The organism is Enterobacter cloacae complex sp. P17RS, assembly GCF_014895885.1.
Taxonomy (GTDB): Bacteria; Pseudomonadota; Gammaproteobacteria; order Enterobacterales; family Enterobacteriaceae; genus Enterobacter; species Enterobacter bugandensis.
This window is the reverse complement of record NZ_JADBQK010000006.1, coordinates 340,857-359,461: the sequence shown is the minus strand read 5'-3', so window position 1 is coordinate 359,461 and position 18,605 is coordinate 340,857. Positions and strand designations below refer to the sequence as shown.

Below are 18,605 nucleotides of genomic sequence, written 5' to 3'. Positions count from 1 at the left end.
ATGGCTAAAAAGAAAAAAACACGGAAGTCTAGTCCGATTCGATCTGCATCAGGAAGCCAAGATGCAGCGTTCCGCTCTTCACCCTCAAAGCGCAAAAGCGGGAAGTATTTGACGCTGGCAATTATGGGCGGTGCAGCATTTATCGCCCTGAAGGGGTGCGATAGTTCGGCTGATGATAATGACGGTGATGGCGTGTTTTACGCATCGCCGCAAGCGTGCGTTGACGATGGCAATAGCGCTCAGGTTTGCAGCGATGCATGGAACAATGCGAAAGCTAAATTTGAAGCAGATATGCCGAAAAATATGTCAAGGGAAGACTGCATACGTCAATTCGAGAACTGCTATTACGACAATATCGAAAATAGCTGGATACCGGTTCTGTCAGGATTTTTACTTAATAAAAAAGTCAGAGAAGACGCTGATGAAGGGTACAGGTATACAAGTGGAGGTTCATTTTACTCTTCCCGTCCCGTGTGGCGAAATTCTTCATCCTATGTCTGGCACTCCGGTAAGCAGGCCGGCAGTCAAATGGGCTATACAACAAAGCGCGTATCAACAATCTCTCGGGGTGGATATGGGCGCTCATCCAGTGCCCGTGGAAGCTGGGGAGGGTAATTATGTTACGTCATGACGTTCCTATTCGTTCGGGGCTGGACAAAATTGCCCGCGACCATGGTTTTCATTTTCATATTATCGACGATGAAATTTACTGGGATGAGAGCCGTGCCTACCGTTTTACGTTACAGCAGATTGAAGAAAGAATTGAAAAACCCACGGCTGAACTGCATCAAATGTGTCTGGATGTGGTGGATCGTGCGGTAAAAAGTGAAGAATTGATGACGCAACTTGCCATTCCGCCGCTTTACTGGGATGCCATTGCGGAAAGCTGGCAGAGCCAGGATCCTTCACTGTATGGCCGTATGGACTTCGTATGGACTAATGAAGGTAGTGTCAAACTGCTGGAATACAATGCCGACACACCGACGTCCCTATATGAATCAGCCTACTTTCAGTGGCAATGGATGGAGGACGCACGTCGCGCTGGGATCATTCCTCGAGACGCCGATCAGTTTAATTCCATTCAGGATAAGCTTGTCGCTCGATTTGCAGAACTAGCCACCGACATTCCACTCTACTTCTGCTGCTGCAAAGAGAGTGAGGAGGATCGCGGCACGCTTCTCTATCTGGAAGATTGCGCCGTCCAGGCCGGACTTAACACCCGCTTTATCTATATGGACGATATTGGCCTGGGCACTGGCGGTTTTTTAACGGACATTGACGATAATGTTATCCGGCGTGCGTTTAAGCTCTACCCTCTGGAATGGATGATGCGTGATGAAAATGGTCCGCTGCTGTGTGCCAGAAGAGAGCAATGGCTGGAACCACTCTGGAAAAGCGTCATCAGCAATAAGGGTATTTTACCCCTTTTGTGGCGCTTTTTTGAAGGGCATCCCAACCTTCTTCCTGCGTGGTTTGAAGATGAATTAACGTCGATTCCAAATGGCGTTCCGTTAGTCCGTAAGCCCCTTTTTTCACGAGAAGGAGGAAATGTGACTATTTTTGACGCGCAGCGCAATATTGTTGAGAGTGAAGCTGGTGATTATGCAAACGAACCTATGATTTATCAGGGCTTCCAGGCATTACCGCGTTTTGGCAACAGCTATACATTGATAGGAAGTTGGGTGGTCGATGATGAACCTGCCGGAATCGGTATTCGTGAAGACGGATCGTTGATAACGAAAGACACCTCGCGTTTTATTCCCCACTACATAGCGGGTTAATTTTAGCTGGGGTGAAAACCCCAGCTCTGAGGTTCACTCCTCTAACGACCGTAAATGGTCATCCTTCCTGAGCGTCATCAGCGCGAAAATACTCACCACCGCCGTTGCCATCACGTAATAGGCCGGAATGTCCAGGTTACCCGTCTGCTTAATCAGCCCGGTAATGATTAATCCCGCACAGCCCGAAAAAATCGCGTTCGATAACGAATAGGCCAGCCCCAGTCCCGTATAGCGCACGCGCGTCGGAAACATCTCAGACAGCATCGCCGGCCCCGGCCCTGCCAGCATCCCCACCAGACTGCCCGCAATCAGCACCACAATCGCTTTGACCGCCATCGTACTGGACTCCGCCTGCAAAATTTTCAGCAGCGGCAGGGCGAGGATCAGCAGTAGCACGGTGGCGATAATCATCACCGTTCGCCGCCCGATCCTGTCGCTCAGCATTCCCGACGGAATGATGGTGAGCGCAAACCCAATGTTAGAAATCACCGCTATCAGCAGCGCCTGATTAAACCCGGTGTGCAGCGCAGACTGCAGATAGGTCGGCATGATCACGAGGTAGGTATACCCCGCCGCGGACCAGACCATCACGCGGCCAATGCCCATCAGGATGGTTTTGAGCGTGGCGGAAGTACTGGCCTGAGCAATGAACGCTTTTTCCTTCTGCTGCACAAAGCTCGGCGTCTCTTCCATGCTCACCCGCAGCCATAGCGCGACCGCGCCCATCGGCAGGGCAAGGAAGAATGGAATGCGCCAGCCCCAGTCGTGCAGGGCTTCAGGCGTGAGGAGGGTAGAGAGCAGCGCGACAATACCTGCGCCCGCTAACAGCCCGAGCGCCACGGTAAAGGACTGCCACGCGCCGTACAGACCGCGCTTGCCGCGCGGGGCGAACTCCGTCATCAGTGAGACCGCACCGCCGTACTCGCCGCCCGCGAACAGACCCTGCAGGATGCGCAGCAGCGTAACGATCAGCGGTGCCGCAATGCCGATGCTGGCGTAGACGGGCACGATGCCGATGGCCGTGGTGGCGAGCGTCATTAGCACCAGCACAATAATCAGCGTCGGTTTTCGGCCTATCCTGTCACCAATGCGGCCAAATACCACCGCACCCAGCGGACGGAAGAAGAAGGCAATGGCAAACGAGGCCCAGGTGAGGATCAGACTGGTCAGTCCCGCCTCTCCCTCAAGCTGGAAGAAGTTCTTCGCAATCACGGTCGCCAGAAAACCGTAGACCGCAAATTCATACCACTCGATAAAGTTACCAATGGAGCCTGCAATTAATGCTCGCTTGTGCGCATCCTGTTGCATAACGATCCTCACAAAGACGGGTTAAGAATAAATTATTCAACATAAGCGGAGTAATGAAATAGTTTATTCTTATGTTCTGTGAGCTCTTTCACGAATGATATCAGCGGGATCGCCATCGTGTGACCTCACTCCCATGCAGCGTTCATACGGTCTGTCCATACTTACCTTCATTGCCACTGAAGGAGGGAGACAGCATGCACTGGCAGACCCATACCGTTTTTAATCAACCAGCCCCACTCTCTAACAGCAACCTTTTCCTCTCTGACTGCGCCCTGCGCGACGCGGTTGCGCGCGAGGGTGCCGAGTGGGATATGGATCTTCTTGCCAGCATCGGACAGCAGTTAGGCACGGCGGAGTCGCTGGAGCTGGGCAGGCTGGCGAACGTGAATCCGCCGGAGCTATTACGCTACGACCCCACGGGTGAGCGGCTGGATGACGTCCGCTTTCATCCGGCATGGCACCTGCTGATGCAGGGGCTCTGCGCTAACCGGGTACATAATCTGGCATGGGAGGAAGAGGCACGAAAAGGTTCTTTCGTCGCCAGGGCCGCGCGCTTCGTGCTCCATGCTCAGGTAGAAGCGGGGACGTTATGCCCGGTGACCATGACCTTCGCCGCCACGCCGCTGTTGCAGCAGTCGCTGCCCAAACCGTTTCATGAATGGTTAACGCCGCTGATGAGCGACCGTTACGATCCCCATCTCGCGCCGGGTGGGCAAAAGCGCGGCCTGCTGATCGGCATGGGAATGACGGAAAAGCAGGGCGGCTCGGACGTGCTCAGCAACACCACCAGAGCGGAAAAATGCAGCGACGGCAGCTACCGACTGGTGGGCCACAAGTGGTTTTTCTCCGTGCCGCAGAGCGATGCGCATCTGGTGCTGGCGCAGGCGAAAGGCGGTTTGTCATGCTTCTTTGTCCCGCGTTTCTTACCCGACGGACAGCGCAACGCCGTACGGCTGGAACGTCTGAAAGACAAGCTCGGCAACCGCTCGAACGCCAGCAGCGAGGCGGAGTTCCTCGATGCCTCCGGCTGGCTGCTGGGTGAAGAGGGAGAAGGCGTGCGGCAAATCCTGAAGATGGGCGGGCTGACGCGCTTCGACTGCGCGCTGGGCAGCCACGGGCTAATGCGCCGGGCGCTTTCCGTGGCGCTGTACCACGCCCATCAGCGTCAGACCTTCGGCAAAAATCTTATCGATCAGCCGCTAATGCGTGAAGTGCTAAGCCGTATGGCGCTGGTGCTGGAGGGGCACACGGCGCTGCTGTTCCGTCTGGCCCGGGCGTGGGATAACCGCACCGACCCGCAGGAGGCCGCCTGGGCGCGGCTTTTTACCCCGGCCGCAAAATTCAGCGTGTGCAAAGCGGGCATTCCGTTCGTGGCGGAGGCGATGGAGGCACTCGGCGGGGGCGGGTACTGCGAGGAGAATGAACTTCCACGCCTGTATCGCGAGATGCCGGTGAATAGCATCTGGGAAGGAGCGGGCAATATCATGTGCCTGGACGTGCTGCGGGTGCTGGCGAAGCAGTCAGGTATCCACGACCTGCTTGCCGACGAGTTTGCCCAGGTCAAAGGACAGGACAGACACTTTGACCGCAGCTGGCGGCAGCTTCAGCAAAAGCTGCGTAAACCGCAGGAGGCGCAGGGGAGGGAGATCGCTCAGCAGCTCTTTTTGCTGGGGGCCGGCAGCCAGATGCTGCGGCACGCATCGCCGCCCGTGGCGCAGGCGTGGTGCCGCATGATGCTGGATACCCGTGGCGGTACGCTCATGAATGAGCAGGTGCAAAGCGATCTGCTGCTGCGCGCCACGGGCAGGGTTGGCTAGCGTTTAAGCTGGAACAGGCTGACCAGTTGGGTAAGGTGTGACCCTTTCTCGCGCAGCGTGCGTGCGGTTTGCTCGCTGCGTGAGATGCGATCGGCATTGATATGCGACGCTTCGCCAATGTGGGTCATGGCAAGATTGACCTGGCCGATCCCCGCGGACTGCTCGCGTGACGCGTGGTTAATCTCCGTGACCAGCTGGCTGATGTTGTCGATATGAACGATGATGGAATCCATCGCCAGACGCGTCTGTTCAGACAGCGCATGGCCTTCGCCCACTTTTCGCAGGGTATCGCCAATCAGATGTTCAATCTCCTTCACCGCGTTGGCGCTTCGACCTGCCAGGGCGCGAACTTCCTGCGCGACCACAGCAAAACCTTTTCCATGCTCGCCTGCGCGTGCCGCTTCTACCGCCGCATTCAGCGCCAGAATATTAGTCTGGAACGCGATGGACTCGATCACGCGGGTGATGTCTTCGATACGTTTTGACGCTTCGCGAATGTCGTCCATGGTGGCAACCGCATGGGTCACCGTTTCACCACCCTGATGAACCGCGCGCGAGGTTTCACCTACCAGCTGCTGCGTTTGCTCCATGTTGGCGGCATTTTGCTGCACGGTCGCGGCCAGTTGCTCCATGCTGGCGGAGGTCTCTTCAACGCTGCTGGCCTGCTTGTTAATCTGCTCGGAGATGTCTCCGGTATCGGAGGCCAGCGCATTGGTGCCCAGATGGATCTCGCCCGCGGCCTCGCGGACCTGCAGGACAATTTTTTGTAGCCCATCACCGATACCGTTAATGGCTTCAACCAGCTGGCCAACCTCATCCTGGCGGGTCACGGGCAGGCTGGAGCGTAAATCGCCCGCGGCATACTGGCGGGCAAGGTCAATCACGTTACGCAGCGGACGGGTCAGCATCCGGCGAATAAGCACCACGAACAGGCCCGCGAAGAGGACGGACAACGCTACGCCGGCCAGCAGGAAACGGTCGCGCATGGCGTTAACGCTTGAGAGCAGGACTGATTTATCCACTTCACCGACGATGGTCCAGTTCCAGCCGGGCAGCGGCGTATAGGCCATTTTCAGCGTGCGACCGTCGTCGCTTACGCGTTCCAGCGTGCCTGAGGAATCGCTCAACAGCTGCTGTTGGGTGGCGCTATCCCACTTCGGCTGTTTTCTCTCTTCGCTGGCGTGGAACAGATACTGACCGCGCGTTTTGCCGTTGCTGCGGTCCAGCACGAAGAAGTGCCCGCTCTCGCCCAGGCGGCGGTTGAGGATTTTCTCGCGCATGACATTCCAGGAGTGAGTGATATCCACCCCAACGAAGATGATCCCGATAACCTGACCTTCACTGTTCTTCACGGGCTGGTACTGGGTTATGTAGCGCTTGCCAAACAGGAGCGCCAGGCCGCGGTACACCTCGCCTTTCGTGACGGAGGCAAACGCCGGGCTGCTCGTGTCCAGAACCGTCCCCATAGCGCGATCGCCATTCTCTTTGCGCAGGGAGGTGGCAACGCGAATGAAGTCGTTACCACTGCGAACAAACAGCGTTGAGATCGCTCCCGTACGGCTCAGAAAATCATCAGAAAACGTTGTATTTTCATGGAGTTCAGCGTCGCCCCCTTTCAGCAGGGGAACGGCGAGCCCGTTTATGGTCCGGGTCTGCTGAGTATCGACGCTAAACGGCTGGGGCAGAAATGTTGTAAACAGTCTGGTGTAGCTTTCGACTTCTTCGCTCAGGCTGGTATTAAACATCTGCACCATGTCGACCATACCGGTGGACTGATTATGCAGATCTTCGACCGCGAGGGCTTCAAGCTGCTGGCTGGCTTTTTGGCTGAGCAGGAAAGTGAAAAGCAGAAACAGCGTGGCGACACTGACGCCCGTCAGCAGCGACAGCTTTGTTCCAAGGCCCGCACGGCGGAAAACATTGATCATAAATTGCTCATCATTGAAAAGGTATGGTTCTTCAACGGCAGAGCGGAGATTACGTTTACTGAATTAATGTAACAAAATGTTATTTTATTGTTTTATAGTGGTTTTAAATTAGATAAAAAATTTGCAAAAACGAAAAGCCACTAAAAATAAGTGGCTTTTATCAGGAAGGATTTATACGTAGAGAATGGCCTGTACCCGCCACTGGTCGATATGGTTATCTTCCTGCATCTGGATGATGCGATACCATGATGCGCCCTGTTCATCGGCCTTTAATGCCACGATACGTTCAACGTCTTGCGGGCTCCCCGGAATGTTATTGACGGAGATCTGGCCTATTTCATTCAGACCTGTTACGCAATCCGCACTGGCGAATTCTGCTGACTGCGCGGTGGTGCTCACCAGGCCTGCAGAGAGCAACAGAGAGGTCAAAGCAAGAGTTCGTTTCATCGTCAGCTCCATTTCACATATTTCCGGTATCCGCCGGGCAATCCTTCGCGAATAAACTCCCATTCCTTGTCGCTGGCATGGAGTTTATTGTGGACAGGAAAATGTCTATGGACGCAAAGCAGTGTAAATGTCGTTCAAAGGTAAACCATTATTTCCGGTACAAAATGGCTTGTGAATACCACTGTCCCGTTATGATGGTTTCGTCGATCATAATAATGACGTAATAATCTGCTTTGGCAGCGACGGCTTGTGCCTTTATTGCGTCTTCTGCGTCATCCGGCGAACCGCGAACGAGCGCGGAGACGGTGCCCATTCGCTGTAATCCTTCCGTCTGATTACGACGAATCTCCTGCGGATGATCGGCAACCGGGGGAGCGGGTTGCGGTGTACCCTGCAGTGCGCTACAGCCGCTGAGCAGAAACACCAGCAATAAAGCAGCAAACCTGTGCATAACCATATCTCGTTTCCTGTTAGCCATAGTGTAGTTGTCTGCGAATTTAGTTTTGGGGGAATGTTCCCGAAGTGTTATCTGGAACGTAATTTTCGAATGAAAATAGCGTCAAACCGTAATCCAGTTCTCAACATTATGAATCATTCATTCGTACAGGGTCGACAATGATTGAAATTGAAATACGCCATCTCGGCGACCATGAAATTTTACACGCTGTGCCGGCAGGGAAACGTGATAAATCGCTGCCTGTTGTGGTTTTTTATCATGGGTTTACCTCATCGAAACTGGTTTACAGTTATTTTGCAGTGGCGCTGGCTCAGGCGGGTTTTCGCGTGGTAATGCCGGATGCGCCTGACCACGGCGCGCGCTTTACGGGCAATGAGCGGGCGCGACTGGGGCAGTTCTGGCACATTCTGCACGGCAGCCTGACCGAGTTTGCCGGGTTGCGCGATGCGCTCTATGAGGCAGGGCTGGTGGCCGATAATCGGCTGGCGGTGGCCGGGGCGTCGATGGGCGGCATGACGGCGCTGGGGATTATGACGCATCATCCTGACGTGCGGTCTGTCGCCTGTCTGATGGGCTCGGGCTATTTTACCTCGCTGGCGAAGACGCTTTTCCCCCCTCAGGATTTAACGGAAATTACGCCGATGCTGGCAGAGTGGGAAGTGACCCGGGCATTGCCGCGTCTGGCCGATCGCCCGCTGCTGCTATGGCATGGTGATGCGGACGATGTTGTCCCGCCCGATGGAACCTTCCGCCTGCAGCAGGCGTTAAAGAATGAAGGACTGGACGCTAATCTGACCTGTTTGTGGGAAACAGGCGTCCGCCACCGCATCACGCCAGCGGCGCTGGACGCCACGGTGGCGTTTTTCCGCAAGCATCTTTAAACGCGCAGGACTTTCACCCCTTGATCTTCCAGCTTCTGGAGGATCTCGGGGTTCGCCCCTTTGCCGGTGATCACCATGTCGATCTGTTCTGCGCGGCTGAACAGCATGCCTGCGCGTTCACCGACTTTGCTGCTGTCGACCAGCACAACGAGCTTACCCACCACGTTGAGCATGTTTTGTTCCGCCATCGCGGTCAGCATATCGGTTTTATACAGGCCGTCAGCGGTCAGACCTTTGCCGCTGGTAAACATCCAGTGCCCGGCGTAGAGACTGTTTTCGCTGTCCTGCGGGCTGAGCGTGATGGACTGGCTTTTGTTGTACTGGCCGCCCATGATCACCACGCTCTCATGTTCCTGATCGATCAGGTAGTTAGCCAGCGGCAAATAGTTGGTAATGATTTGCACCGGCTTGCCGCACATTTCACGGCCCAGCAAAAACGCCGTGGAGCCGCAGTTGATGACGACGCTCTCACCGGGGTTCACCAGCTGTGATGCTGCTCTGGCAATCCGTACCTTTTCATCGTGATTCTGCGCCTGATGAATATTCATCGGCGACCAGCGTGGACGCTGCTGGCTGATGGCTTCTGCGCCGTTGCGGACTTTTTTCAGCTTGCCGCTCTCATCCAGCTTGTTGATGTCTCGCCGCGCGGTGGCGGGGGAGATCCCTAAACGTTCGATCACTTTCTCGACGGTGATAAACCCTGTTTGCGCCAGGAGTTCCAGTAAAATTTGATGCCGTTGCGCTTCCGTCATGAGCTATTCCGATAAGAATTGATTTGAAAAGATGATATTTGAAATAGCGTGAAATTACTAAAATAAATATGAAATCGCCAGACACAGGGTCTGGCGATGTGGCCTCACAATCAGAGGAAGGATTTGAACGGGAGATCTGGCTCCATGGTGAAGCAATCATCGAAGCCGCGCGGGTAGTGATACTCGAGATTGTCTTTGTCCAGCGGCCAGGTGAACTTGCCGCCTACCTGCCAGATAAAGGGCTTGAAGCCGTACTTCAGGCGGTCTTTTTTCATCTCCCACAGCACGCGGATCTCTTGCGGATCGGCCTGGAAGTTTGACCAGATATCGTGGTGGAACGGGATCACTACTTTGGTGTTGAGCGCTTCCGCCATGCGCAGCATATCGGCGCTGGTCATTTTGTCCGTAATACCGCGCGGGTTTTCCCCGTACGAGCCCAGCGCCACGTCAATCTGATGTTCGTTGCCGTGCTTCGCGTAATAGTTAGAGTAGTGGGAATCACCGCTGTGATACAAGGAGCCGCCCGGCGTCTTGAACAGGTAATTCACCGCACGCTCGTCCATGCCGTCTGGCAGTACCCCAGCAGCCTTCTGGTCGGCCGGCAGGGTAATCAGCGCGGTACGGTCAAAGGCATCCAGCGCGTGGATTTCAATGTCTTTAATTTTCACCACGTCGCCAGGCTTCATCACGATGCAGCGCTCTTTAGGCACGCCCCAGCCAATCCAGAGATCTACGCAGGTTTGCGGCCCGATAAACGGTACGTCGTCCGCGCAGTTTTGCATCACCGCTGCCGCCACGTTCACGTCGATATGGTCGTTGTGATCGTGAGTAGAAAGCACGGCATCGATCTGGCGAATGGCAAAAGGATCAAGCACAAACGGCGTGGTGCGCAGGTTCGGCTGGAGCTTTTCCACGCCTGCCATACGCTGCATCTGGTGGCCTTTTTTCATCAGCGGGTTACCGTGGCTCTGTTTGCCGGTGCCGCACCAGAAATCGACGCAGATATTGGCGCCGCCTTCAGATTTCAGCCAGATACCGGTGCAGCCCAGCCACCACATTGCAAACGTGCCAGGAGCAACCTGTTCCTGCTCGATCTCTTCGTTCAGCCAGCTACCCCACTCCGGAAAGGTGCTCAGAATCCATGATTCACGGGTAATGGTTTTCACTTTACTCATCGTTTCGACTCCTGGTTTAATCAAAAGTAATCACATAGTGATTCGTTATGATTAATGCTGGCACTATTTGACGTGCTTTGCAATGGTCAAAATGCGGAATTTTATCTGCGCGACTTCACGGACTCTCCACTCTTTACTTGTTAGATTATCCTGCATTAAACATTAATTTGATGAATTATAAGGATTAATTTATTTTTGTGGTGCGGTAGTGAAAATCATTACTAACAGCATGGAAATAAATTGCGTGATGCGTCACAAATAATCAAATGCAATCTTGTGGTGATTATTTGTGATTAATAGAGTGATGGCACCAACCGCACAGGGATTGCCCCTCGTGTTCTCATTTCTGGAGAGAGTTATGGAGATCCTCTACAACGTCTTTACCGTTTTCTTTAATCAGGTAATGACCAACGCCCCGCTGTTGCTGGGTATCGTGACGTGCCTGGGGTACATCCTGCTGCGCAAAAGCGTCAGCGTGATTATTAAAGGCACCATCAAAACCATTATCGGTTTCATGCTGTTGCAGGCGGGGTCAGGCATTCTGACCAGCACGTTTAAGCCGGTCGTCGCCAAAATGTCGGAAGTGTATGGCATCAACGGCGCTATCTCTGATACCTACGCCTCAATGATGGCGACCATCGATCGCATGGGTGATGCCTATAGCTGGGTGGGGTATGCGGTGCTGCTCGCGCTGGCGCTGAACATCATTTACGTTCTCCTGCGCCGCATTACCGGCATTCGCACCATCATGCTCACCGGGCACATCATGTTCCAGCAGGCGGGGCTGATCGCGGTTTCTCTCTATATCTTCGGCTACCCAATGTGGACCACGATTATCTGCACCGCGGTGCTGGTCTCGCTCTACTGGGGTATCACCTCCAACATGATGTACAAGCCAACGCAGATCGTGACCGACGGCTGTGGCTTCTCTATCGGTCACCAGCAGCAGTTTGCCGCCTGGATTGCCTATAAAGTTGCGCCGTACCTGGGCAAAAAAGAGGAGAGTGTCGAAGACCTCAAACTGCCTGGCTGGTTGAATATCTTCCACGACAACATCGTCTCAACGGCGATTGTGATGACCCTCTTTTTCGGCGCCATTCTGCTCTCTTTCGGCATTGACGTCGTGCAGGCGATGGCGGGTAAAACCCACTGGACGGTCTATATCCTGCAGACCGGTTTCTCCTTCGCGGTAGCGATTTTCATCATCACTCAGGGCGTGCGTATGTTCGTCGCCGAGCTGTCGGAAGCCTTTAACGGCATCTCTCAGCGCCTGATCCCTGGTGCGGTACTGGCGATTGACTGTGCGGCTATCTATAGCTTTGCGCCAAACGCCGTCGTCTGGGGCTTTATGTGGGGCACCATCGGCCAGTTGATTGCGGTGGGCATCCTGGTGGGCTGCGGCTCCTCAATCCTGATCATTCCTGGCTTTATCCCGATGTTCTTCTCCAACGCCACCATTGGCGTGTTTGCGAACCACTTCGGCGGCTGGCGCGCGGCGCTCAAGATCTGCCTGGTGATGGGCATGGTGGAAATCTTCGGTTGCGTGTGGGCGGTCAAGCTCACCGGTATGAGCGCCTGGATGGGCATGGCGGACTGGTCAATTCTGGCACCGCCGATGATGCAGGGCTTTGCCTCCGTCGGTCTGGCCTTTATGGCCGTCATCATCCTGATTGCTCTGGCTTATATGTTCTTCGCTGGCCGTTCGCTGCGAGCTGAAGAAGATGCGGAAAAACAAACAGCAGAAGTGTCTGCTCATTAAGGAGTTTCGATTATGACCGTACGTATCCTGGCTGTGTGTGGCAATGGGCAAGGTAGCTCCATGATCATGAAGATGAAAGTGGACCAGTTTTTGACCCAGTCAAACATCGACCACACGGTGAACAGCTGCGCAGTGGGTGAATACAAAAGTGAACTGAACGGCGCGGACATCATCATCGCTTCAACTCATATTGCCGGTGAGATTAGCGTGTCGGGCAACAAATATGTGGTAGGCGTGCGCAACATGCTGTCGCCTGCGGATTTCGGGCCAAAACTGCTGGAAGTGATCAAAGAACACTTCCCACAAGACGTGAAGTAAGGACACCACATGAAACTACGTGATTCGCTGGCAGAGAATAACGCCATCCTTTTACAGGCCGACGCCAGCACCTGGCAGGAAGCGGTGAAGCTGAGTGTGGATCTGCTGGTTAAAGCGGACGTTGTCGAGCCGCGCTATTACCAGGCCATTCTGGATGGCGTGGCGCAGCACGGCCCCTATTTCGTGATTGCGCCGGGCCTGGCCATGCCGCACGGCCGCCCGGAAGAGGGCGTCAAGAAAACCGGTTTTGCGCTGGTGACCCTGAAAACGCCGCTGATGTTCAACCACGAAGATAACGACCCGGTCGACATTCTCATCACCATGGCGGCCGTTGATGCCAACACCCACCAGGAGGTGGGCATCATGCAGATCGTCAACCTGTTTGATGACGAAGCCAATTTTGACCGTTTACGCGCCTGCCGCACCGCGCAGGAAGTGCTGGATTTAATTGATAACGCCACTGCGGCGGCCGTTTAAGAGGAATTGAACATGTCATTACCAATGTTGCAAGTTGCGCTGGATAACCAGACGCTGTCTCACGCTTACGAAACCACCCGCCTGATTGCGGAAGAGGTGGATATCATCGAAGTGGGGACCATTCTGTGCGTGGGCGAAGGCGTGCGCGCCGTTCGTGACCTGAAAGCGCTCTATCCGAACAAAATCGTGCTGGCGGATGCCAAGATTGCTGACGCAGGCAAAATCCTTTCCCGCATGTGCTTTGAAGCCAACGCCGACTGGGTCACCGTGATCTGCTGTGCGGATATCAACACCGCCAAAGGCGCGCTGGACGTGGCAAAAGAGTTTAACGGCGACGTGCAGATTGAACTGACCGGCTTCTGGACCTGGGAGCAGGCGCAGGAGTGGCGCGATGCGGGCATCCAGCAGGTGGTGTATCACCGCAGCCGCGATGCGCAAGCCGCAGGCGTGGCGTGGGGCGAAGCGGATATCAGCGCGATTAAGCGTCTGGCGGATATGGGCTTCAAAGTCACCGTCACCGGTGGCCTGGCGCTGGAAGATCTGCCGCTGTTCCAGGGCATCCCTATTCACGTCTTTATCGCTGGCCGCAGCATTCGCGACGCGGCATCTCCGGTGGAAGCGGCGCGTCAGTTCAAACGCTCAATCGCTCAGCTTTGGGGTTAAGGAGCGGGTATGTTGTCAAAACAGGTCCCGCTTGGCATCTATGAAAAGGCACTCCCTGCAGGGGAGTGCTGGCTGGAGCGGTTACGGCTGGCAAAACAGCTGGGTTTCGATTTTGTCGAAATGTCCGTGGATGAGACGGATGTGCGCCTTTCTCGCCTGGACTGGCGTCGCGAGCAGCGCCTGGCGCTGGTGGGCGCCATTGCCGAAACCGGCGTGCGCGTGCCGTCCATGTGTCTGAGCGCCCACCGCCGTTTTCCGCTCGGCAGTGAAGACGATGCCGTACGCGCTGAAGGGCTGGAGATCATGCGCAAAGCCATTCGTTTTGCGCAGGATGTCGGCATCCGCGTGATCCAGCTGGCGGGTTACGACGTCTACTATCAGGAAGCCAACGACGAAACGCGCCGTCGTTTCCGTGACGGCCTGAAAGAGAGCGTTGAGATGGCAAGCCGCGCGCAGGTCACGCTGGCGATGGAGATCATGGACTACCCGTTGATGAACTCCATCAGCAAGGCGCTGGGCTATGCGCACTATCTGAATAACCCCTGGTTCCAGCTTTATCCGGATATCGGCAATCTGTCGGCCTGGGATAACGACGTGCAGATGGAGCTGCAGGCGGGCATCGGGCATATCGTGGCGGTGCACGTCAAAGATACCCGCCCTGGCGTGTTTAAAAACGTACCGTTCGGCACCGGGGTGGTGGATTTCGAACGGTGCTTCGAGACGCTCAAACAGACAGGGTATTGCGGGCCTTATCTGATTGAGATGTGGAGCGAAACGTCAGACGATCCGGCTGCGGAAGTGGCAAAAGCGCGGGACTGGGTGCGCGAGCGTATGGCGCGCGCGGGGTTACTGGAGGCTGAACATGCTTAAGCTGAAACAGCAGGTCTTTGAGGCCAATATGGATCTGCCGCGCTATGGCCTGGTAACGTTCACCTGGGGCAACGTGAGCGCCATCGACCGTGAACAAGGTCTGGTTGTGATCAAGCCGAGCGGCGTGGCGTATGAAACCATGAAAGCGGACGATATGGTTGTGGTCGACCTCGAAGGAAACGTCGTTGAGGGCAAATGGCGTCCTTCTTCTGATACGGCGACCCATCTGGCGCTGTACCAGCGTTATCCATCGCTGGGTGGCGTTGTGCATACCCACTCCACGCACGCCACCGCCTGGGCACAGGCGGGGCTGGCGATTCCGGCGCTGGGAACAACGCATGCGGACTACTTCTTTGGCGACATCCCCTGCACGCGGGCATTATCGCAGGCTGAAGTAGAAGGCGAATACGAGCTCAACACCGGGAAGGTCATCATCGAAACATTGGGTGAAAGCGAACCGCTGCATACGCCGGGTATTGTGGTCTATCAGCACGGCCCGTTCGCCTGGGGAAAAGATGCCCACGACGCCGTTCATAATTCGGTTGTCATGGAGGAAGTGGCGCGCATGGCGTGGATTGCCCGCGGCATCAACCCACAGCTTCAGGGCATTGACGATTACCTGATGAACAAGCATTTCATGCGCAAGCACGGCCCGAATGCCTACTACGGGCAGAAGTGAATAAGTGCTCTGGAATACCGAAAAACAGTTGTAACCGGTGGTATTCCGGAGCCATTCACAAAAAAAGCCCCCGGACAGGGGGCAACGTCAACTATGGCTATGTTCTCGTTGTTGGCTTTCCTGGTGCTAGCGTTAAAGGTTACCGATAGATATCTGCACTGGCGTGCATGTTGCCGTTGCTGCCGGGCTCACGGGTTAACATCACGTGGTAATAGGTTGCGCCCTGGGCATCGGTCTCTTCATTTAGTGCCCGATCTGCTTCGCTTTCAGTGGCGAAATTATGATTGATATAGATTACGCCCAAGCTGTGCACATCATCCATGTTTCTGGCCTGCCGGCCGTCTATTTTGATGGCTGCCATCGCGTTTGCACTGAGCAAAAGCGCCGCCATTATGGCTACTGCGATTTTTTTCATGATATGCGCTCCACGACTGCGTGCTGTGTGAGGGGAATACTCCTTCTTTAATTCAGCTGATCTCTGATTAAAGTGTAATCATTCCTCCGGCGGGGATGCGTGACCATTTCTGATGCAGTTGTTCAAAAAAACAACGCTTCCTGATGCGATTAATTTTAAATCACCCACTTAGACCAGCTTTACGCTTTGTGCGAATTATTTGTGCAATCAGCTTGAGTTTCCTGGGGGGGGCAAGTATTATGACGCGTCAATTTTTCAGCCGACCTTTAACACGTTCCTTGCCTCCCCGGGCCTCGGCTGACCCAGACAGGAGGCTGAATAATCCGTAAGGAGCAATTCGATGCGTCATTACGAAATCGTTTTTATGGTCCATCCTGACCAGAGCGAACAGGTTCCGGGTATGATCGAGCGTTACTCTGCTGCCATCACTGGTGCAGAAGGTACGATCCACCGTCTGGAAGACTGGGGCCGCCGTCAGCTGGCTTACCCGATCAACAAACTGCACAAAGCACACTACGTTCTGATGAACGTTGAAGCGCCGCAGGAAGTGATCGATGAGCTGGAAACTACCTTCCGCTTCAACGATGCCGTTATCCGCAGCATGGTTATGCGTACCAAAAACGCAGTTACCGAAGCATCTCCGATGGTTAAAGCGAAAGACGAGCGCCGTGAGCGTCGCGATGATTTCGCAAACGAAACCGCAGATGATTCTGATGCTGGGGATTCTGAAGAGTAATTTCTGATGACCAACCGTCTGGCGTTGTCCGGCATCGTATGCAGGGCTCCCCTTCGAAAGGTCAGTCCATCAGGAATTCCGCATTGCCAGTTCGTGCTTGAGCATCGTTCTGTGCAAGAGGAAGCCGGGTTTCACCGGCAGGCGTGGTGCCAAATGCCCGTTATTATTAGCGGACACGAAAACCAGGCCATTACTCACAGTTTAACGGTCGGTAGCGCAGTAATCGTTCAGGGGTTCATCTCTTGCCACAAGGCAAAGAACGGCCTGAGCAAAATGGTTCTGCATGCCGAGCAGATTGATTTGATAGATACTGGAGACTAGCCATATGGCACGTTATTTCCGTCGTCGCAAGTTCTGCCGTTTCACCGCGGAAGGCGTTCAAGAGATCGACTATAAAGATATCGCAACGCTGAAAAACTACATCACCGAAAGCGGTAAGATTGTCCCAAGCCGTATCACCGGTACTCGTGCAAAATATCAGCGTCAGCTGGCTCGCGCTATCAAACGCGCTCGCTACCTGTCCCTGCTGCCGTACACTGATCGTCATCAGTAATCGGGCACGGTCCATTAATACGACTTTAAGAGGATAAGGTAATGCAAGTTATTCTGCTTGATAAAGTAGCAAACCTGGGCAGCCTGGGTGATCAGGTTAACGTTAAAGCGGGCTACGCTCGTAACTTCCTGGTTCCACAGGGTAAAGCTGTTCCAGCTACTAAGAAAAACGTAGAGTTTTTCGAAGCACGTCGCGCTGAACTGGAAGCCAAACTGGCTGACGTTCTGGCGGCTGCTAACGCTCGCGCTGAAGCAATCAACGCACTGGGCACTGTTACCATCGCTTCCAAAGCTGGCGACGAAGGTAAACTGTTCGGTTCCATCGGTACCCGCGATATCGCTGATGCAGTTACTGCAGCAGGCGTTAAAGTGGCTAAGAGCGAAGTTCGCATGCCGAACGGCGTTCTGCGTACCACTGGTGAGCACGAAGTTGACTTCCAGGTTCACAGCGAAGTGTTCGCTAAACTGGTTGTTAACGTTGTAGCTGAGTAATTTTTTACTCTGCTCGCGTCGAAGCGCCGGCCTTGTGCCGGCGTTTTGCTATTTAAAGCTACCGGAAATTCTCTTTTTATCTCGTATGGTAGCTATTCCTGACGCATTCTCTGATAATAAATTGAAACGCAATTTTATTTATGAGATTTGTCATGGATACCGCTCTGCCCACGCCCGTCTTTGCCCGTCGACATGTGGCCTACGCCTGCGCCACGCTCTGCTGCCTGCTTTGGGGGAGCTCGTACCCGGCCATTAAAAATGGCTACGAACTCTTTCAGATCGCGACCGATGATATTCCGTCCAAAGTCGTTTTTGCCGGATACCGTTTTCTGTTTGCCGGTGCCTTGCTGCTGCTGTTTGCGCTGGCCCAGCGCAAACCGATTGGCAGGCTCACGCCCGCGCAGTTTGGCCAGCTCACGATCCTCGGGCTGACCCAGACCACCATTCAGTACACATTCTTCTATATAGGACTGGCCTACACGACGGGGGTAAACGGCTCAATCATGAACGCCACCGGGACTTTCTTCAGCGTACTGCTGGCGCACTGTATCTACCACAATGACAAACTCAGCTATAACAAAACGCTGGGCTGTATTCTTGGGTTTGCCGGGGTGATGCTGGTGAACTTTCACAGTGGGTTAAGCGATTTCCAGTTTATCTGGAAAGGCGACGGTTTTGTGGTGCTGGCGGCTTTTATTCTCTCTGCCGCCACGCTTTACGGGAAACGTATTTCCCAGACCGTCGACCCAACGGTGATGACCGGCTGGCAGCTGGCGATAGGCGGGGCTGCGCTGGTTGCGGGAGGTTATGCCACGGGCGGAACGCTGGAAGTGCACAGCATGAAGGCCGTTGCGGTGCTGGGGTATCTGACGCTGCTCTCATCGGTGGCGTTCGCCCTGTGGAGCGCGCTGCTGAAAGTGAACCGGGTAAGCATGATTGCTCCGTTCAACTTTGTCATTCCTGTTGCAGGGACGGTGCTTTCCGCCATTTTCCTCGGCGAAAACATTCTGGATATCAAATACGCGATTGCGCTGGTGCTGGTCTGCTCGGGGATCTGGTGGGTGAATAAACGGAGTGCCTGAGAACAAAAGTGCCGGG

The 18,605-nt window shown here is 54.6% G+C and carries 22 protein-coding genes; 15 read left to right on the top strand and 7 right to left on the bottom strand.

Annotated elements, in window-relative coordinates:
• A complete protein-coding gene (locus tag IM265_RS07280) occupies positions 1 to 615 on the top strand; it encodes a DUF1190 domain-containing protein (RefSeq protein WP_072058719.1) in 615 nt (204 codons plus the stop codon).
• A 2-nt stretch (positions 616 to 617) separates the two neighbouring features.
• A complete protein-coding gene (locus IM265_RS07275) occupies positions 618 to 1,781 on the top strand; it encodes a glutathionylspermidine synthase family protein (protein ID WP_069733199.1) in 1,164 nt (387 codons plus the stop codon).
• A 33-nt stretch (positions 1,782 to 1,814) separates the two neighbouring features.
• On the opposite strand, the gene IM265_RS07270 is transcribed toward IM265_RS07275, so the two are convergent.
• Positions 1,815 to 3,089, bottom strand: a complete 1,275-nt coding sequence (locus IM265_RS07270; RefSeq protein WP_193030073.1) for an MFS transporter — start codon at positions 3,087 to 3,089, stop codon at positions 1,815 to 1,817.
• 194 nt (positions 3,090 to 3,283) lie between these two features.
• Between IM265_RS07270 and IM265_RS07265 the strand changes: the two genes are divergently transcribed.
• Positions 3,284 to 4,906 (top strand): isovaleryl-CoA dehydrogenase, encoded by a 1,623-nt coding sequence (locus IM265_RS07265; RefSeq protein WP_193030075.1) that lies wholly within the window; start codon positions 3,284 to 3,286, stop codon positions 4,904 to 4,906.
• Here IM265_RS07265 and IM265_RS07260 read toward each other — a convergent pair.
• The 3 genes from IM265_RS07260 to bsmA all read right to left on the bottom strand — a co-directional run bounded on the left by IM265_RS07260 (position 4,903) and on the right by bsmA (position 7,759).
• Positions 4,903 to 6,834 (bottom strand): methyl-accepting chemotaxis protein, encoded by a 1,932-nt coding sequence (locus IM265_RS07260; protein ID WP_193030077.1) that lies wholly within the window; start codon positions 6,832 to 6,834, stop codon positions 4,903 to 4,905. The two genes, IM265_RS07265 and IM265_RS07260, sit on opposite strands and share 4 nt — an antisense overlap.
• 171 nt (positions 6,835 to 7,005) lie before the next feature.
• Positions 7,006 to 7,293 (bottom strand): DUF1471 family protease activator YjfN, encoded by a 288-nt coding sequence (gene yjfN / locus IM265_RS07255; RefSeq protein WP_032644956.1) that lies wholly within the window; start codon positions 7,291 to 7,293, stop codon positions 7,006 to 7,008.
• Between the two features lie 136 nt (positions 7,294 to 7,429).
• Complete coding sequence (gene bsmA / locus IM265_RS07250; RefSeq protein WP_028015263.1) at positions 7,430 to 7,759, bottom strand: biofilm peroxide resistance protein BsmA; 330 nt, start codon at positions 7,757 to 7,759, stop codon at positions 7,430 to 7,432.
• A gap of 137 nt (positions 7,760 to 7,896) precedes the next feature.
• Here bsmA and yjfP point away from each other — a divergent pair, with 137 nt between their 5' ends.
• Positions 7,897 to 8,619, top strand: coding sequence for an esterase (gene yjfP / locus IM265_RS07245; RefSeq protein ID WP_048957686.1), 723 nt, complete (start codon positions 7,897 to 7,899; stop codon positions 8,617 to 8,619).
• Here the strand turns inward: yjfP and ulaR are convergent.
• Both ulaR and ulaG read right to left on the bottom strand, forming a co-directional pair.
• Entirely contained in the window at positions 8,616 to 9,371 is a 756-nt protein-coding gene (ulaR, locus tag IM265_RS07240) for an HTH-type transcriptional regulator UlaR (protein WP_024907324.1), read from the bottom strand. The genes yjfP and ulaR overlap by 4 nt on opposite strands.
• Positions 9,372 to 9,481: 110 nt before the next feature.
• Entirely contained in the window at positions 9,482 to 10,546 is a 1,065-nt protein-coding gene (gene ulaG, locus IM265_RS07235) for an L-ascorbate 6-phosphate lactonase (protein ID WP_193030079.1), read from the bottom strand.
• A gap of 358 nt (positions 10,547 to 10,904) precedes the next feature.
• Here ulaG and ulaA point away from each other — a divergent pair, with 358 nt between their 5' ends.
• From ulaA to IM265_RS07205, 6 genes are read left to right on the top strand one after another with little or no spacing between them, the layout of a single operon-like run.
• Entirely contained in the window at positions 10,905 to 12,305 is a 1,401-nt protein-coding gene (gene ulaA, locus IM265_RS07230) for a PTS ascorbate transporter subunit IIC (protein WP_028015265.1), read from the top strand.
• Positions 12,306 to 12,317: 12 nt separating this feature from the next.
• Positions 12,318 to 12,623, top strand: a complete 306-nt coding sequence (gene ulaB / locus IM265_RS07225; RefSeq protein ID WP_003856022.1) for a PTS ascorbate transporter subunit IIB — start codon at positions 12,318 to 12,320, stop codon at positions 12,621 to 12,623.
• A gap of 9 nt (positions 12,624 to 12,632) precedes the next feature.
• Positions 12,633 to 13,100 carry a PTS ascorbate transporter subunit IIA gene (gene ulaC / locus IM265_RS07220; protein ID WP_193030081.1) on the top strand — a complete coding sequence of 156 codons (468 nt, stop codon included), beginning with the start codon at positions 12,633 to 12,635 and terminating at the stop codon, positions 13,098 to 13,100.
• A 12-nt stretch (positions 13,101 to 13,112) separates the two neighbouring features.
• On the top strand, positions 13,113 to 13,763 hold the full coding sequence (gene ulaD, locus IM265_RS07215; protein ID WP_193030083.1) for a 3-keto-L-gulonate-6-phosphate decarboxylase UlaD: 651 nt from the start codon (positions 13,113 to 13,115) through the stop codon (positions 13,761 to 13,763).
• A 9-nt stretch (positions 13,764 to 13,772) separates the two neighbouring features.
• The gene (locus IM265_RS07210) at positions 13,773 to 14,633 is read left to right on the top strand and encodes an L-ribulose-5-phosphate 3-epimerase (RefSeq protein WP_045259632.1); all 861 of its coding nucleotides are present in this window, start codon (positions 13,773 to 13,775) and stop codon (positions 14,631 to 14,633) included.
• On the top strand, positions 14,626 to 15,312 hold the full coding sequence (locus IM265_RS07205) for an L-ribulose-5-phosphate 4-epimerase (protein WP_063942978.1): 687 nt from the start codon (positions 14,626 to 14,628) through the stop codon (positions 15,310 to 15,312). The genes IM265_RS07210 and IM265_RS07205 overlap by 8 nt, the downstream gene beginning before the upstream one ends.
• Before the next feature lie 139 nt (positions 15,313 to 15,451).
• Here IM265_RS07205 and yjfY read toward each other — a convergent pair whose 3' ends face one another.
• Positions 15,452 to 15,727 (bottom strand): DUF1471 family protein YjfY, encoded by a 276-nt coding sequence (gene yjfY / locus IM265_RS07200; protein ID WP_041911476.1) that lies wholly within the window; start codon positions 15,725 to 15,727, stop codon positions 15,452 to 15,454.
• A gap of 340 nt (positions 15,728 to 16,067) precedes the next feature.
• Between yjfY and rpsF the strand changes: the two genes are divergently transcribed.
• From rpsF to IM265_RS07175, 5 genes are all read left to right on the top strand, one after another.
• On the top strand, positions 16,068 to 16,463 hold the full coding sequence (gene rpsF, locus IM265_RS07195) for a 30S ribosomal protein S6 (RefSeq protein WP_014068637.1): 396 nt from the start codon (positions 16,068 to 16,070) through the stop codon (positions 16,461 to 16,463).
• 6 nt (positions 16,464 to 16,469) lie between these two features.
• Positions 16,470 to 16,784: a primosomal replication protein N gene (gene priB, locus IM265_RS07190; protein WP_028015270.1), complete on the top strand. Its 315-nt coding sequence runs from the start codon at positions 16,470 to 16,472 to the stop codon at positions 16,782 to 16,784.
• A 4-nt stretch (positions 16,785 to 16,788) separates the two neighbouring features.
• A complete protein-coding gene (gene rpsR / locus IM265_RS07185) occupies positions 16,789 to 17,016 on the top strand; it encodes a 30S ribosomal protein S18 (RefSeq protein WP_000135199.1) in 228 nt (75 codons plus the stop codon).
• A 41-nt stretch (positions 17,017 to 17,057) separates the two neighbouring features.
• Positions 17,058 to 17,507 (top strand): 50S ribosomal protein L9, encoded by a 450-nt coding sequence (gene rplI / locus IM265_RS07180; RefSeq protein WP_006810372.1) that lies wholly within the window; start codon positions 17,058 to 17,060, stop codon positions 17,505 to 17,507.
• Positions 17,508 to 17,659: 152 nt separating this feature from the next.
• Entirely contained in the window at positions 17,660 to 18,589 is a 930-nt protein-coding gene (locus tag IM265_RS07175; protein ID WP_182033493.1) for a DMT family transporter, read from the top strand.
• The last annotated feature ends 16 nt before the right edge of the window (positions 18,590 to 18,605 follow it).

What these genes read in the sequence shown, in the direction of transcription:
- IM265_RS07280 (WP_072058719.1), top strand. Translation starts at nt 1, where the DNA reads ATGGCTAAAAAGAAAAAAACACGGAAGTCTAGTCCGATTCGATCTGCA.
- IM265_RS07275 (WP_069733199.1), top strand. Translation starts at nt 618, where the DNA reads ATGTTACGTCATGACGTTCCTATTCGTTCGGGGCTGGACAAAATTGCC.
- IM265_RS07270 (WP_193030073.1), bottom strand. Translation starts at nt 3,089, where the DNA reads ATGCAACAGGATGCGCACAAGCGAGCATTAATTGCAGGCTCCATTGGT.
- IM265_RS07265 (WP_193030075.1), top strand. Translation starts at nt 3,284, where the DNA reads ATGCACTGGCAGACCCATACCGTTTTTAATCAACCAGCCCCACTCTCT.
- IM265_RS07260 (WP_193030077.1), bottom strand. Translation starts at nt 6,834, where the DNA reads ATGATCAATGTTTTCCGCCGTGCGGGCCTTGGAACAAAGCTGTCGCTG.
- yjfN (WP_032644956.1), bottom strand. Translation starts at nt 7,293, where the DNA reads ATGGAGCTGACGATGAAACGAACTCTTGCTTTGACCTCTCTGTTGCTC.
- bsmA (WP_028015263.1), bottom strand. Translation starts at nt 7,759, where the DNA reads ATGGCTAACAGGAAACGAGATATGGTTATGCACAGGTTTGCTGCTTTA.
- yjfP (WP_048957686.1), top strand. Translation starts at nt 7,897, where the DNA reads ATGATTGAAATTGAAATACGCCATCTCGGCGACCATGAAATTTTACAC.
- ulaR (WP_024907324.1), bottom strand. Translation starts at nt 9,371, where the DNA reads ATGACGGAAGCGCAACGGCATCAAATTTTACTGGAACTCCTGGCGCAA.
- ulaG (WP_193030079.1), bottom strand. Translation starts at nt 10,546, where the DNA reads ATGAGTAAAGTGAAAACCATTACCCGTGAATCATGGATTCTGAGCACC.
- ulaA (WP_028015265.1), top strand. Translation starts at nt 10,905, where the DNA reads ATGGAGATCCTCTACAACGTCTTTACCGTTTTCTTTAATCAGGTAATG.
- ulaB (WP_003856022.1), top strand. Translation starts at nt 12,318, where the DNA reads ATGACCGTACGTATCCTGGCTGTGTGTGGCAATGGGCAAGGTAGCTCC.
- ulaC (WP_193030081.1), top strand. Translation starts at nt 12,633, where the DNA reads ATGAAACTACGTGATTCGCTGGCAGAGAATAACGCCATCCTTTTACAG.
- ulaD (WP_193030083.1), top strand. Translation starts at nt 13,113, where the DNA reads ATGTCATTACCAATGTTGCAAGTTGCGCTGGATAACCAGACGCTGTCT.
- IM265_RS07210 (WP_045259632.1), top strand. Translation starts at nt 13,773, where the DNA reads ATGTTGTCAAAACAGGTCCCGCTTGGCATCTATGAAAAGGCACTCCCT.
- IM265_RS07205 (WP_063942978.1), top strand. Translation starts at nt 14,626, where the DNA reads ATGCTTAAGCTGAAACAGCAGGTCTTTGAGGCCAATATGGATCTGCCG.
- yjfY (WP_041911476.1), bottom strand. Translation starts at nt 15,727, where the DNA reads ATGAAAAAAATCGCAGTAGCCATAATGGCGGCGCTTTTGCTCAGTGCA.
- rpsF (WP_014068637.1), top strand. Translation starts at nt 16,068, where the DNA reads ATGCGTCATTACGAAATCGTTTTTATGGTCCATCCTGACCAGAGCGAA.
- priB (WP_028015270.1), top strand. Translation starts at nt 16,470, where the DNA reads ATGACCAACCGTCTGGCGTTGTCCGGCATCGTATGCAGGGCTCCCCTT.
- rpsR (WP_000135199.1), top strand. Translation starts at nt 16,789, where the DNA reads ATGGCACGTTATTTCCGTCGTCGCAAGTTCTGCCGTTTCACCGCGGAA.
- rplI (WP_006810372.1), top strand. Translation starts at nt 17,058, where the DNA reads ATGCAAGTTATTCTGCTTGATAAAGTAGCAAACCTGGGCAGCCTGGGT.
- IM265_RS07175 (WP_182033493.1), top strand. Translation starts at nt 17,660, where the DNA reads ATGGATACCGCTCTGCCCACGCCCGTCTTTGCCCGTCGACATGTGGCC.